The organism is Pseudoalteromonas sp. 1_2015MBL_MicDiv (genome assembly GCF_002407505.1).
GTDB lineage: Bacteria > Pseudomonadota > Gammaproteobacteria > Enterobacterales > Alteromonadaceae > Pseudoalteromonas > Pseudoalteromonas fuliginea.
In genome coordinates, this window is sequence record NZ_CP012737.1 from 3,261,258 (window position 1) to 3,275,969 (window position 14,712).

15 protein-coding genes and 1 riboswitch are annotated in these 14,712 nt (G+C 39.0%); of the genes, 4 read left to right on the plus strand and 11 right to left on the minus strand.

All coding sequences use genetic code 11. The annotated features are described in order from the left end of the window. The first annotated feature begins 54 nt into the window (after positions 1-54). On the plus strand, positions 55-1,281 hold the full coding sequence (gene srmB / locus AOR04_RS14665) for an ATP-dependent RNA helicase SrmB (protein WP_007376476.1): 1,227 nt from the start codon (positions 55-57) through the stop codon (positions 1,279-1,281). Between the two features lie 272 nt (positions 1,282-1,553). Continuing rightward, positions 1,554-1,874: a BON domain-containing protein gene (locus AOR04_RS14670; RefSeq protein WP_033015799.1), complete on the plus strand. Its 321-nt coding sequence runs from the start codon at positions 1,554-1,556 to the stop codon at positions 1,872-1,874. 74 nt (positions 1,875-1,948) lie between these two features. On the opposite strand, the gene AOR04_RS14675 is transcribed toward AOR04_RS14670, so the two are convergent. From AOR04_RS14675 to yaaA, 3 genes are all read right to left on the minus strand, one after another. Beyond that, complete coding sequence (locus AOR04_RS14675) at positions 1,949-2,680, minus strand: hypothetical protein (protein WP_096793753.1); 732 nt, start codon at positions 2,678-2,680, stop codon at positions 1,949-1,951. Between the two features lie 194 nt (positions 2,681-2,874). Continuing rightward, a complete protein-coding gene (locus AOR04_RS14680) occupies positions 2,875-3,831 on the minus strand; it encodes a mechanosensitive ion channel family protein (RefSeq protein WP_096793754.1) in 957 nt (318 codons plus the stop codon). Positions 3,832-3,955: 124 nt separating this feature from the next. Continuing rightward, positions 3,956-4,735, minus strand: coding sequence for a peroxide stress protein YaaA (yaaA, locus tag AOR04_RS14685; RefSeq protein WP_007376480.1), 780 nt, complete (start codon positions 4,733-4,735; stop codon positions 3,956-3,958). Positions 4,736-4,960: 225 nt separating this feature from the next. Between yaaA and tal the strand changes: the two genes are divergently transcribed. Then, positions 4,961-5,911, plus strand: coding sequence for a transaldolase (gene tal / locus AOR04_RS14690; protein ID WP_096793755.1), 951 nt, complete (start codon positions 4,961-4,963; stop codon positions 5,909-5,911). A gap of 362 nt (positions 5,912-6,273) precedes the next feature. Beyond that, a complete protein-coding gene (locus AOR04_RS14695; protein ID WP_002961395.1) occupies positions 6,274-6,462 on the plus strand; it encodes a DUF3545 family protein in 189 nt (62 codons plus the stop codon). Positions 6,463-6,549: 87 nt separating this feature from the next. On the opposite strand, the gene ung is transcribed toward AOR04_RS14695, so the two are convergent. The 8 genes from ung to AOR04_RS14735 all read right to left on the minus strand — a co-directional run bounded on the left by ung (position 6,550) and on the right by AOR04_RS14735 (position 14,647). Then, complete coding sequence (gene ung, locus AOR04_RS14700) at positions 6,550-7,212, minus strand: uracil-DNA glycosylase (RefSeq protein ID WP_096793756.1); 663 nt, start codon at positions 7,210-7,212, stop codon at positions 6,550-6,552. After that, positions 7,209-8,069 carry a cobalamin-binding protein gene (locus AOR04_RS14705; protein ID WP_096793757.1) on the minus strand — a complete coding sequence of 287 codons (861 nt, stop codon included), beginning with the start codon at positions 8,067-8,069 and terminating at the stop codon, positions 7,209-7,211. Before AOR04_RS14705 ends, ung begins: the two co-directional genes overlap by 4 nt. Then, positions 8,069-8,668, minus strand: a complete 600-nt coding sequence (gene cobO, locus AOR04_RS14710; RefSeq protein ID WP_007376484.1) for a cob(I)yrinic acid a,c-diamide adenosyltransferase — start codon at positions 8,666-8,668, stop codon at positions 8,069-8,071. The genes AOR04_RS14705 and cobO overlap by 1 nt, the downstream gene beginning before the upstream one ends. After that, complete coding sequence (locus AOR04_RS14715; protein ID WP_096793758.1) at positions 8,661-10,145, minus strand: cobyric acid synthase; 1,485 nt, start codon at positions 10,143-10,145, stop codon at positions 8,661-8,663. Before AOR04_RS14715 ends, cobO begins: the two co-directional genes overlap by 8 nt. A 4-nt stretch (positions 10,146-10,149) precedes the next feature. Continuing rightward, a complete protein-coding gene (locus AOR04_RS14720) occupies positions 10,150-11,154 on the minus strand; it encodes a FecCD family ABC transporter permease (RefSeq protein WP_096794142.1) in 1,005 nt (334 codons plus the stop codon). Position 11,155: 1 nt separating this feature from the next. After that, a complete protein-coding gene (locus AOR04_RS14725) occupies positions 11,156-11,968 on the minus strand; it encodes an ABC transporter ATP-binding protein (RefSeq protein WP_033040394.1) in 813 nt (270 codons plus the stop codon). A 512-nt stretch (positions 11,969-12,480) separates the two neighbouring features. Next, a riboswitch (cobalamin riboswitch) is annotated at positions 12,481-12,632 on the minus strand. Positions 12,633-12,675: 43 nt separating this feature from the next. Next, positions 12,676-13,608 (minus strand): porin, encoded by a 933-nt coding sequence (locus tag AOR04_RS14730; protein WP_096793759.1) that lies wholly within the window; start codon positions 13,606-13,608, stop codon positions 12,676-12,678. 166 nt (positions 13,609-13,774) lie between these two features. Continuing rightward, positions 13,775-14,647 carry a LysR family transcriptional regulator gene (locus tag AOR04_RS14735; protein WP_007376489.1) on the minus strand — a complete coding sequence of 291 codons (873 nt, stop codon included), beginning with the start codon at positions 14,645-14,647 and terminating at the stop codon, positions 13,775-13,777. Positions 14,648-14,712 lie beyond the last annotated feature (65 nt).

The following is a 14,712-nucleotide window of genomic DNA, read 5'->3' on the forward strand; positions in this document are numbered from 1 at the left end:
AAGCGCAGCATAGCGCGTATAATCAGGGTAATTGTCCCTTATTTTAGACACTCTATGCAATTTTCTGAATTTGATCTTGATAACAAGCTACTCGATGCCATTAATAAAATGGGCTACGAGACGCCAACCAGCATTCAACAACAAGCTATTCCTGAAGCACTACAGGGGCGCGATATTTTAGCATCTGCGCCTACTGGTACAGGTAAAACAGCGGCATTTTTAATTCCGGCTATTCAGTACTTACTGGATTTCCCACGTCGTGACCCTGGTTTTGCGCGCGTACTCGTTATGACCCCAACTCGTGAGTTGGCTTATCAAATTCATGAACAATGTGAACTGCTAGCTAAGCGCACACACCTAAAAATTGGTGTAGTAACAGGCGGTATTAACTACGGCACGCATAAAGAAATTTTTGAAAAAAATAACGATATTTTAATCGCCACACCAGGTCGATTAATGGAATACCTAGAAACCGAAAACTTTCATGCTGAACATGTAGAAATGCTTATTATTGATGAAGCAGATCGCATGTTAGATATGGGTTTCAAAAAAGAAATGAGCCGTATTTGTGACGAGGCTAAAAATCGTCGCCAATGTTTTTTATTCTCAGCAACACTTGAAGGTGACAGCGTAGAAAGGTTTGCTGAAAAAACATTAAACGACCCAGCTCTATTAGAAGCCGAATCGTCACGTAAAGAAAAGGCTAAAATTCACCAATGGGTACATTTAGCCGACGATTATCATCACAAACTTGAATTATTAGTTAATACGCTAAAAAATCCTGACGTAACTAAAGCGATTGTGTTTGTTAAAACTCGCGAACGCTTAGAAACATTGATTGGTGAACTTACAACTAATGATGTAAAAGCAGCGTGGTTACGCGGCGAAATGCCACAAGACAAACGTATGAAAGCCATGGAAAACTTCCACAGTGGTAAAACAAGCATATTAGTTGCTACCGACGTAGCTGCACGTGGTATTGACGTATCTGACATCAGTCACGTTATTAACTTTGATATGCCGCGCACTGCCGACGTATATGTACACCGTATTGGCCGTACTGGCCGTGCTGGTAAAAAAGGCATAGCAATATCGTTAGTTGAAGCACATGACATTGGCATTTTATATAAAGTAGAGCGCTACGTTGAGCAAAAGTTAAAACGCCGTGTAATTAGAGGTGTTGAGCCACAGCATAAAGAAGCTAAGCCACCGGCTAAAAAGCGTAAAGATCCAGTAAAAATGAAAGCCAAGAAAAAGGCCAAGGTTAAAAAGAAGAAGTAACCTAAAACATTTTTATACTAAGCCGGCTTTTGCCGGCTTTTTAATGCAAGCCTTACAGGCTCTGGTGTTTGTACCCGTTACATATGTAACCCAAGCATGTAACTCATACCCATTTAAATGTAATTTTTGCCCACCTTAATTCCCACTTAATAAAATTACCTTATATTTCATAGCGTTAATATTGGCACCGAAATTGTAACTACAAAGATAACCTAGCCGATGGAATTTCCATTTTGTGGCTGCACGATTCACCATAATGTAAGGATTAAGTTATGAACCGCTTCAAGTTAACTATCGCTTTAGTATCATTTTGTTGTTTATTTTTATTAGCTTGCGCTACAAAGGTAAGTGCAGCAACCAACATGGCAGTAGTAAGCAGTGTAGCCACTCAACCTAACCTACAACAAACTATCACCAACACCCTACGAACTAATCCTAACTTAGCGTTAAGTGATATTCGTGTGCAGGTAAAAAATGGTGAAGTAGATTTATACGGTGAAGCACAAACTGGTTTTCAGCGCGCATTAGCTCAAAAGTTTTTAGAAAATATGGATGGGGTTAAAATCATTCGTAATAAAATTAGCGTTATTTAATACGTACCACATAAACCTATTTATATAACTAATTCGTAAGCGCGGCTTGTTACTCCAACACAAGCTGCGCTTTTTTATTTTAATTTTTCTAATTGTTTAGTCACATCACTTATTTTAAAACTACTTTTTTGCGAAGAATAGCTATCAACAAATACTTCTTCGAAATTGCTCACTGTAGAATCTTCATTTAACTCAAAAGGAAAACCCTTAAGTTCCTTTGTTTTTGTGTTGAACTTATAAATAAAATTATTGCCACTCAAGCCAGCTGAAAAAATATATTGTTCATTATTCAACCACCCACCGGTTTGATGAAACAAACCGATATTAAACTGGTTAGTTGTTTGATGAAGTCCAACCTTGAGTATATGGCTTTCATTAAATGCAGACTTAGTTATTTCAATTGTTGGTAAAAACCAAAAACCTTGGGTGTCACCTGCAAAAACGGCTAAAAACTCACCATCGGGAGACCAACTAACAAAGTTACTTTCAGACTTTTCTCTAGCGCATAAAATACCATCCGATCTGCAAAATTCTCGTAACTGCTCTTTTACAATGTATACCGTTTTATTTGGTAGGGTAAGTGCGTTTATAGGGGTATCGTTCTTATTAAGAAAAAGTATTTCAGCAGTATTGTCATCTACATTTAATTTATAGCTCAAACCATACTTAAAATTATGTTTTTCACTCGTACTTTGCTTATTACTTATTGATGTACACCCAAGCATGAAGCTTAATAAAGTAAGGGTTATGAACTGTAGTAATGCTACTTTACGCATTGATAAACTATTTAAATTAATAATGGTCATATTGTAATCACATTATCAGTTATGGCAAATAACACGGTTATCATAATAAACAAAAACGATTAAATTTGGCTTACCCTGTTCAGGCTTAATAATTATTAAGAGCATGTACTAAAAAGCGCAATTTTACTCTGTAAAAATGCGCTGTTGGTAAGTAACTATTTCCCAATGCTTTTGCCTAGTGAGCTTTAACTAAATTACTCACTTTGGCTAGAGTCAGCACCGTCGCTACTGTCTTTATTGGATGACTGCTGGCTTATTTTATCGCTTATCATGGCATCGAGTTTTTCACCCCCTTTAATGCCAAAGTCGAGCGTACGAATTGGGAAAGGAATACTAATATCAGCTTCGTCGAGTGCCTGCTTAACGGCAACAACCCCTTTGTGGCGTACCGTCATAAAGTCAGGCTCGCCTGGGTATTTAATCCAAAACCATACCAGTAAGTTAATGCTGCTGTCGCCAAAACCTTCAGCGTATACGGCGGTTTCGTCTTTACGTATTACAAAGTTAAATTCATTTATTTTATCGGTAATAACTTGAGATGCTTTTTCTATGTCGTCGCCATACGAAATACCTACGGGTACTTCTATACGTCTTATACCTAGCGTGGTGTAATTTTTGAGTACATTTCTAAATAAGACTTTGTTTGGTACAAGTATTAGTTGCCCGTAAAAGCTCTCTATTAGCGTGTTACGTAGGTTTATTGAATGTATTGAACCAAACACATCATCGGTTTCTATTACATCACCTGTTTTAAATGGCTTGCGTACACCCATTGCTATACCAGCAATTAGGTTTTCGGTCATGTCTTGAAACGCAAAACCAATGGCCAAACCCACAATACCCGCACCAGCAAGTAGCGAAGTAACGGTGCCTTTTAGGCCAACAAAATCGAGCGCTATAAATAAACCTATGCACAACACAATAACTTTAAAAATTGATGCCATTAAATCGGCAATTTGTGTTGAGTCGAGAGAGCGGCGCAGTACGTTTTTCACCAGTTTGCCAGCAAAGCGCGCCAAAATTGAAAAAACAATAGCAATAACAATTGCCACTATAAAATTAGGGATATGGCTTATTACAACATCAAACCACCCTCCGAGCTTTTCTTCTATTAGTTTTTCGGCTTCGCCAACTGACGGAATGCTGATCATTTTATTTGCACCTATTTAGTTAGTGTTCTCATTAATATTAGATGAGGTTGCAAATATAACGCCAACATCAAAAAAGCCATGCGGTGCATGGCTTTTTAACTATTTAATTAAGTTTACGCTCAGTTTAATTTTGTTCGTCGCGCATAAATACCGGCTCAAGCTCTTTAACCGTTGCCTCAGGGCTAAAGTAATAACCCGCTACAGTAAACTCTTTAAGTTGGCTTAATTGCGTTACTTTATTTTCGATAATGTAGCGCGCCATCATGCCGCGTGCTTTTTTAGCGTAAAAGCTAATTACCTTGTATTGACCGTTTTTACAGTCTTTAAAGTGTGGGGTAATAATTTGTGCATTTAATGCTTTTTTATCTACCGCTTTAAAGTATTCGTTTGAAGCAAGGTTAACTAAGTATTGCGCGTCTTGTGCTTTTAATACTTCGTTTAGTTTGTTCGCTATTACGCTGCCCCAAAACTCGTATAAGTTTTTGCCACGCGAGTTTTCAAGCTTGGTGCCCATTTCAAGGCGATAAGCTTGCATTAAATCAAGTGGTTTTAATAAGCCGTATAAGCCAGAAAGGATACGTAAATGGTTTTGTGCGTAATCAAGCTCGCTAGCTTTAAGCGTGCTTGCATCTAAACCGCCGTATACATCGCCATTAAAGGCAAGTGCGGCTTGTTTAGCATTACTTTGCGTAAACGGCTGCGCCCACTCGCTAAAGCGTGCAGCGTTAAGCCCAGATAGCTTATCGCTAATTTTCATTAAACTGCCAATTTGCGCTGGTGTTAGTTCACGGCATACTTTCATGAGCTCTTCGCTGTGCTCTAGTAATTCAGGCTGAGTGAACTTGTCTGTTGCGGGTGGCGTTTCGTAATCAAGATTTTTTGCAGGTGAAATAACAGTGATCATAGTTAGCTATTGACTTGTAATTTATTTAGTGTCAATTTCAACATTAAATGAAACGAAAAGCACGTTTTGTTTAAATAAATCCTCTCTTAATAACCCATGCATTACCGTTTTTTTATTGATCAGGACATAAGACCTATCAAGCATTGTCACACTGTTGCAGTATGGATTGTATATATTAAGAGTGATTAGATTTTTCTTTTAACTTGCTTGGAATGAGGAAAGCAAATGACTTCAGCTCTACAAAGGCTAAAACAACATTCATCTATCGTAGCCGACACTGGTGATATTGAAGCTATTAAAAAGCATCAACCAGAAGATGCAACTACAAACCCGTCGCTTTTATTAAAAGCGAGCGAGATTGAAGCATATAAGCCTTACCTAGATAAAGCTTGGAGCTACGCAAAAGAAACCGAGCAAGAGCCTGCTAAGCAACTTGAACTAGCATGCGATTACTTTGCCGTATTACTAGGTAAAGAAATTAGCGCTATTGTACCTGGTTATATTTCTACAGAAGTAGATGCACGCCTTTCGTTTAATACGCAAGCTACGATTGATAAAGCACATACCCTACTTAGCCTTTACGAAAAAGAAGGTGTAAGCAAAGACAAAATTTTAATTAAAGTAGCGTCTACATGGGAAGGTATTAAAGCCGCTGAGCAGCTAGAAAAAGAAGGCACTAAATGTAACCTTACTTTATTATTTAGCGATGCCCAAGCCCGTGCGTGTGCCGATGCAAACGTATTTCTAATTTCGCCATTTGTTGGCCGTATTTTAGATTGGCACGTTGCTAACGGTATGGAAAAACCGACCGATCCGCTACAAGATCCAGGTGTTCAGTCTGTACGCAGTATTTTTGAATTTTACAAACGCCATGACTACAAAACAGTTGTGATGGGTGCAAGCTTCCGTAATACAGGCGAAATTATTGCCCTTACTGGTTGTGACAAGCTAACTATTAGCCCTAATCTTTTAGAAGATTTAGGTAACCTTGAAGGTGCACAAGAATACTTGCTGCAAAGCGATGTTCCACAAGAGCCAAAACCAGAGCCACTTACAGAAGCGCAGTTCCGTTGGTTACATAACCAAGATGCTATGGCTACTGAAAAACTAGCTGAAGGTATTCGCTCTTTTGCTGATGCACAAGAACAACTAGAAGCGTGTTTTAAAGCAATGTAATTTGCTATAATCGTGTTTTAGAAAACGTCGCAATAGCGGCGTTTTTTTATGCCTAAAATACGCTATTTCTCTATACACTCTTCTTATACCAACCTGCATAAATCTTTGATCAATTTAACGAATTAAATTGCACTATAACGTCGTTAAAATTTTTTTATTTAGAACAACTAGATACAAAAACTTTTGCCTAGTTCTAGCGTAATTTTCTTAACGTTAAATAGACCCCATACATAAGCAGATTGGTATTATAAACCTTCATCAATTAATCACACTTACGTAACATAACTGTCACTTTTTTGTTCTATTTTATCTAGGCCTGTGGTATAGGTATTCTTGAGGTCATAAATCAATAGGAGAAATTCATGGATAGCCTAAACGATATATTAGAGATATTAGAAGGTCCTGATACAACTAGAAAAACCTCTCAAAAGAATAAAAAAAGGAAGTGGCGTGAAATAGAAGCAATAAAAGACAAACAGCGCCTACGCAAAGAACTACAAGAACTAGATTATTTTACAGACAGTATTGCAATTGATGAGCTCGATTTTTAATTCAATACGCCCCAACTAAACAAAAAGGCTTCCAGAATCTGGAAGCCTTTTTTAATGGTTTAAACAATTTGAGTTCTTTGGAATAAATTAGATTTGCCAGTTAATTGGCTTATCTCTTTGGGCTTGCAATAGCTCATTCGTTTGTGAAAAATGCCTACAACCAAAAAAGCCTCTATGCGCCGAAAGCGGCGATGGGTGCGGCCCTTTTAAAACATGATGGCGAGTGCTATCTATGCCTTTACCTTTTTTTTGTGCATGTGCACCCCATAAAATAAATACCACACCTTCGCAGTGCTTATTAATATGGGCAATTACATTATCGGTAAATAGCTCCCATCCTAAATGCTTATGTGAATGCGCTTGCCCTTGCTCAACGGTCAATACTGTATTGAGTAAAAACACGCCCTGATCTGCCCAGCTTTGCAGGTAACCATGCTCAGGAATAATAAATCCGCTGATATCGACAGCTAACTCTTTGTACATATTTTTAAGCGACGGTGGCAACTTTTTTACATCAGGCAATACCGAAAAACACAAGCCATGCGCTTGCCCTTCTCCGTGGTATGGGTCTTGTCCTAAAATTACAACGCGGATGTCATTAAGTGCGGTGGCATCAAAAGCACTAAATACTTGAGCTTCAGGCGGATAAACAGCAACACCTTCATTGCGGCGATTAGCCACATACTCTAACGTTTGCTGCATGTAAGGTTGTTGTAATTCACTTTCTAAAAATGTAGCCCAATTGCTCATTGTGTACTCTTAATCTGTTTACGTGATGCGTCTATTTTATCACACATATCCGCAAGCCCATCTAGCATGCGCACAGTAAAACGATGTAATAAATCGGCATTTACGCTAATAAATTGATCATTTTTAACAGCGGGTACTTCTGGCCACTTTTGCCAATTAACAACCGGCTGTGGTGTTTTTGATTTTTCATCAGGGATAATAATAACTTGCGGCTTAGTAACAATGACATTTTCGATACTAATTTGCGGGTAATCTGTAACGCTCTGTGCAAATACATTGCTTACATGGCATGTTTCAATCAGTTGGCTTATCCACGTATTTTTACTTACTGTCATCATAGGCTCAGCCCATAACTGATAAAATCCGGTTATATTTTTTTTATCTTGCTGGCTTTTAACTATACCGTTTAGTTTTTGCGTAAATGCATTTGCCGCTTGCTGGCTTTGCTCAATATTTCCTGTAAATTCACCAAAAGTAAGTAACTCGTCGGCTACACCAGCGATTGTGGTGGGGTTACTCAAATATACTTTTATACCTAAACGCTCTATTTGGGCTAAATCTTCGCTTTGATTTCCGCTTTTCCACGCAATAACTAAGTCGGGTTTAAGCGCCAATACTTTTTCAAGCGAGATGCCGTAATAACCACCTATGCGCTCAATACTTTGGGCTTCACTTGGGTAGTCGGCGTAATCAACTGTGCCCACAATATTATCGCCCGCCCCTATGGCAAATAGGTTTTCGACTATATGTGGTGCAAGCGCGATTATTCGCAGTTTTTTAGAATCATTAGCCTGCTCTGCAAGTGCACTGCCCGATACACTAAAAAGCAGTAGCCCAATAAAAAACGCTTTAAGCATTAGTAATCAAACCCTTCAAGCGCTTTTATGCCTGAGTCGAATGCATGTTTTACATTACGCACTTCACTTACTGTGTCGGCAAGGTCGGTTAAAGTGCGGTGTGCTGCACGCCCTGTAATAATAACTGACTGCATTGGCGGGCGGTTATTAAGCGCTGTTACTACTTCATCTAAATCTACGTAGCCGTATGTCACCATATACGTAAGCTCATCGAGTAATACTAAATCAATACTGCTATCAGCAAGCATACGTTTTGACTCTTGCCATGTTGCCTGCGCGGCTGCAGTATCGGCTTCTTTATTTTGCGTATCCCAAGTAAAACCGGTGTTCATTACAACAAACTCAACACCTGCACCTTGTAATAAATTACGCTCGCCACACTCCCACGTACCTTTAATATATTGGCAAACAGCCGCTTTTTTACCATGCCCTACACAGCGTGCTACAACGCCAAAACCCGAGGTTGATTTACCTTTACCGTTACCGGTAATTACCTGAAAAATACCTTTTACATCTTGTGCGGCGGCAACACGTGCATCCACTTGTTCTTTTACTTTTTGTTGGCGCTGCTTATGCTTATCGTTGTTTTGTTCAGTCATTATTGTGCCCTTCATAAATCGAGATAATTTGCTGTATGTTTAAATGCGTTTCGCACATGGTTGCTAATCGTTCTAACTGCTGCTCGCGATGAGTGGCAATACTAATTGGGTTAATTGAGGCGCTTGGTTTTAGCCATTTTAAAATTTGCGATGTCGCATCGGCTTCATCAAATAAGCCATGTAAATAAGTGCCCGCAATGGCGTTATCATCGCTAATAAAGCCATCGAACATAAAACCATGTGGGTGGCTTTCATCAAAGGTTAAAAATGGCTTATTAAGCGCTGCACCTTGGCTAATCCCTGCATGTATTTCGTAACCACTACAGGGTGTTTGTTGGTTATTTAAAAGCAGTGTAGCGGTTATTTTAGTTAATACTTTTTGTGCTGTCAGCGTGGTTTCAAAATCGCACAGGGCAAGTCCATTTACTTGCTTTAATGACGATTCAATACCCTCGGGATCGTTGATTGTATTGCCCAGCATTTGCATGCCGCCACAAATACCAAGTACTTTGCCACCATAGCGTAAATGGCGCTTAATTTGAGTGTCCCAGCCTTCATTTTTCAAAAAATTCAAATCGCCCAGCACATTTTTACTGCCTGGGAGAATTATCAGATCAACTTCTGGGATCGTTTGCGTATGGCGCACATAATTCATATTAATGTTTGGGTGCAAACGCAGTGCATCAAAATCGGTATGGTTACTAATGTGTGGCACAAGCAGCACTGCAATATTAATTGTGGAGTTGGTTACGTTATTATCAATTGCGACGGCGTCTTCAGCGTCAAGCGCAAGGTCGTGCAAATAAGGTAATACGCCAAGCACGGGTTTGTTTGTATATTCTTCAAGCCAATCAAGCCCGCCTTGCAGCAAACCTATATCGCCTCTAAAGCGGTTTATAACAAAGCCCTTTACGCGCGCCTGTTCTGATTCACTTAACAACGCAAGTGTGCCCACCAAGTGTGCAAATACGCCGCCTTTATCAATATCAGCAATTATAATTACTGGGCAATCTACCTCTTCGGCGTAGCCCATATTGGCAATATCGTTTTCACGCAGGTTTATTTCAGCAGGACTACCCGCCCCTTCAACAAGGAGTAATTCAAAGCGTTTAGCTAAGCGGTTATGTGAGGTAATTACTGCATCCATCGCCACTTTTTTATAGTCGTGATATTTGCCAGCTTCCATATTACTAATGGCTTTCCCGTGAATAATCACTTGTGCGCCCGTGTCGCTATTAGGTTTAAGTAATATAGGGTTAAAGTCTATTTCGGGCTCTACTTTAGCTGCTATTGCTTGCAAAGCTTGCGCACGACCAATTTCGCCGCCATCTTTTGTTACTGCGCTATTAAGTGCCATATTTTGTGGTTTAAAAGGCGCAACCTTTACCCCACGCTTAGCAAACACCCTGCAAAGGGCAGCAACTAAAGTGCTTTTACCAGCATCTGATGTAGTGCCTTGCACCATTAAGGTTTTCATGGAATTACACCTTTCGCTTTCTAAAAAACAATAAACTTAGAAAGAACACGCTACCAATAGCTGCAGTAATAACGCCTACGGGCAGCTCTTGGTTTTTAAGCAATGAGCGCGAAAGTACATCAACCCACACCATAAATGTACCGCCCACCAAGCTGGTTACCAGTAAGCCAGCGATGGTGCCTTGAGATATAAAAAAGCGCACAATATGCGGTACCATTAATCCTACAAACCCAATACCGCCACACATAGCCACCAGCACAGCAGTAATTAACGAGCTCAAAACTAGCATGAGTATTCTAAAGCGCTGAACTCTAACACCTAATGTAATTGCGCTTTCATCGCCCAGTAACATAGCATTAAGCTGCCTTCTAAAACTCAGCATTACAAACGTACACAATGTAATTACCAACAAAGGCAACCAAAGCGTAGCCCACTGCGCACGCGCAAAGCTGCCCAGTGTCCAAAATAAAATAGCGGCTACTGCCTGAGGGTCGCTCCAATAAAGCAACAAGCTGGTAAATGCACTAAATAAAAACGACAGAGCGACGCCTGCTAATAACATTGATTCTACCTGTGCACTTTGCTGCCTACCTGCAATAAGTATTAATAAACTCATAGCGAGTAAGCTACCCATCAGTGCTGCTGCTGATAGCATAAAGCCTGCGCTAATGCCTGCTAATGCCATGAGTAACACCACGCCAAATGAGGCACCCGACGATATGCCAAACAAGTAAGGATCGGCTAAAGGATTACGTGTAACCGTTTGTAAAATAAGCCCTGCAATTGCTAAACCGGAGCCTGATAAAAAGGCGAGTAATGTGCGTGGCATTCTTAGTTCAAAAATAATACGCGTATTAAAAGACGCCTCATTTGAGAGCAAAAAACTATTAAGTACGTCTTGAAGTGAGGTCTCTGCTGCACCAAAACTAAGTGCTGCAAATAAGCTAAATAAAGCAGCTGCAACACTTACAAATAGCGCAAGTGAGTGGCGAGTATTAACTGCGCTCATATTATTTGTAACCATAAAAGTAAGTGATATGAGGGATGCTATTTCCCGACTTCGATATTTGCGGGTGGTTATTTACTTGAGCGCAGACACCAAAAACGTCGCCTAGCATGTTTTCGGTTAATACCTCACTTGGCGCGCCTGTATGTGTAATTTCACCGTTTTTAATAACCACTAGTTCATCGCACATTGCAGAGGCTAAGTTTAAATCATGAAACGATGCAAACACCGTTACACCCAACGATTTAGCAAGCTCCATTACCTGTATTTGATATTTAACATCTAAATGGCTAGTTGGTTCGTCCATTATTAACAGCTGAGGTTGCTGGACTATCGCACGGGCTATCAAGGCACGTTGCTTTTCACCACCCGAAAGTGACTCAAAGCTTTGATCGCTATGATCTGCCAACCCTACAGTGTTGATAGCTTGGGTGATTTTTTGTTTATCAATGTTAGTTACTGAGCTAAATAGCGATTTATGAGGCGTTAGCCCAAGCGCAATAACGTCAAATACACTTAAGTTAAATTGCGACGGAGTTTCTTGTAAAACGACTGCTACTTTTTTTGCGTACTCATCGCTTTTTAATTGCCAAATATCGGTGTTGTTAAATTCTATAACACCTTCAGTTGGTTTATTAAAACGATATAAACAACGCAATAAGCTCGATTTACCAGCGCCATTGGGGCCAATCAAACCAACAAATTTACCTGTAGTTATTTTAAGGTCTATTTTTTTGAGAATCGTTTTATTGCCAATACCCCACGATACGTTTTTAACGTTTAGTAATGGTGTATTTAATGGCGTTTGAGTGTGCAATAGTCAGTCCTAGATAGGGTCTGTTGATCTTTCAAGGTTAAATTTGCAACAGTCTGTTTGGTATTTAGGCAAGGCAGAGCCTATGTAGTGTGGTTATTCCCCATAAATGGGCGATAACGTAGCATTAATGCCAAACAGGCGCTGCCCAAAGGGTTCTTCCTAGGGGCTATTTACTCTTTGTTGCTCGGTTTTTACTTAGCCCACTAGGTTACAAACCTCGCGCCGCGATTAAATAGCCCCTAGTTTGAACAAATTTTAATCCGCAAAGTTCAACAGACCCTAGGTTAAACTCACTAAAAATGCGATAAAAATACTAATGCACTACAAGAAAAAATGAGTAAACCCGCTCGTTAAAAAAATTTATACCAGTTGCATTAAATTAGTGATTTATTATAGCGACAAAGAAATAGTTTAATAACAAGGCGGAAATTATGACATATAGTTGTTCTATATGAATAATTTTTAACGAAGTTAGTAAGTTATTTAATTCACTAGAAAGATCATGTTTTTAATAAAATTGGTATTATACCATTTGTATCTGACTTAAAGCTTTGCGCTAATTACAGTTGCGGGAACAGTCGAGGACTCGCACCTCATTCCAAATTAAGCTCTATTATGGGCGGCTAAGTAAATAATTTAAAGCAAAAAAAACCGCACTCAAAAGAGCGCGGTTAAAAAGGGAGTGTTTTAACTAATTTAGCGAATAGTTAAAACTTGTATTCCATACCTAAGCCTAAGTAATCTTGGTCAACGTTGTTGTCCATGTCGAAGCCCGAGTAAAAACCAAATACTTTAATATTTTTATTTAACTTGTGATCAACACCTACTGAGATTGCTGACTTATCATCGCTGTCGTCAAAATCCATAGTTTGGTATTGCACTTTAAATGTATTGTTTCCCATTATGTAAGCTGCACTTAATAAGTACCCGTCAGCCTCTGCGCTGCCGTCTACTTTTTCTTGTGTTTGGTACATTGCGCCTACTTTAAAATCATCAATTTTACCTTGAACAGTTGCACGAACTACATCGTAGCCATTTACTTCACTATCAACACCAATTGATGCATATACTTTACTCTTTTTAAGTGAAGAATCGCCATAAGTAAGTCCTAGTGAATAGCCATTTTTTGCATCTTCATCATCTTCTGCAATAAAAGTAGCAAGTACTCTAAAATCTTCGTAAGTATTTGATGAATAAGTAACAGAATCACCTAAACGGTTTTCGCCTTTAAATATACTTTTAATATCGCCTTCAAGGTCGCTAAATAAATCAACTTTACCTTGAGATAACTTAAGTGCAGTATCGTGTCGACCAACAACAACTTGGCCAAATGCACCTTTTAATCCTATATATTGGTTACGCGCAGAAATATTGTCATCATTATCACCCTTTGAGTCCGCATCAGATACGTCAACTTGAAACTCAAATTTATAAACAGCCTCTAAGCCCTCTGTTATTTTTTCAGAACCTTTAAGACCAAAGCGAGAATTATTACTTTTAATTTCAGTGAACGACCCTTCACCGTCATCAGATGATTGAATAGTTACATTCGCTTTGCCGTACACGTCTACATCAGCAAGAGCATTAAAAGATAAGCCACTTAATAGCGCTAAACATAAGCTCGATTTTACAAATTTCATGTTATTTCCTTGGATAATCACAAAAGACTAATTTTAAAACAGCAGCAGTTTGTCACTGTAAAATTACAGAAATATTACAATCGAAATATTTCTGTAATTTTAAATTAATAAAAGTGCATTAAATATGAAATCAAAATAACATCGATACTCAGCAACTCATTTGTACCTATAAACTAGGCTCCAACGTCAAGCTAGGTGTCATTTGTGATAACAAATTTACCAACGTTTCTATTAATTCTTTCTGTTCATTATCTCTATGATAGGCAATAAATACATCTCGTGACGTATTTTTTACATCTTTAACATGAAATAAATCACCTTTATTTAAATGATGCTCTACAAGTACTTGAGGAATAAACGCACTCCCGCCGCACTGTAATATTAAATCAAGTGCTATACGACCAGTACTTGTTCTGAAGTAAGGCGGCGTTTTACCTGTAAACTGACGCGCATGCCAAAGTGAAAAAGTTGTTCCCCAATCAACATATACATATTGGTTATCAAAAAAGTTTTCGTTAGTTGCAGTATCATAGCCACTCACTGGAATAATAGGCAGTTCACAAATTCGCTCTACTACTAATTCATCTACTTTCGGTGGATCAAATAAAATGGCTAAATCGAGAGTTCGCTCTAATAGCAACCGAGTGCTTTCTTGTTGTGCTTTAACTTCTGCGACTAATGACACGCCCGGCATCGCCGATACAATATTTGTTATACCAAACTGTAAAAAAGCATCCCAAATATTAGGCGTTCCTGCTAAGCTAATTTGCTTATGCATATTATCGGCAAGCGCAACATCTACTTTGGCGCGTTGCATACCCGTAATAATCATTTGAGCATGTGGCAACAAACGCTCACCCGGCGCTGTAAGTTGAATATTATTACGCTGGCGTATAAATAAATTAACCCCAAGTCCCTGCTCTAGCTGACGAATCCTAAAGCTCACCGCAGATTGGGTGATATAAAGGTTTTCGGCCGCTTTACCAAAGTGACGTGTACGCACAACTTCAACAAATGTTTTTAATAAATCTATATCCAATTTTTTATCCTCACGATAAAAATAACTTGTTTAATAAATTGCCAAACTTGCATCATACTCCAGCT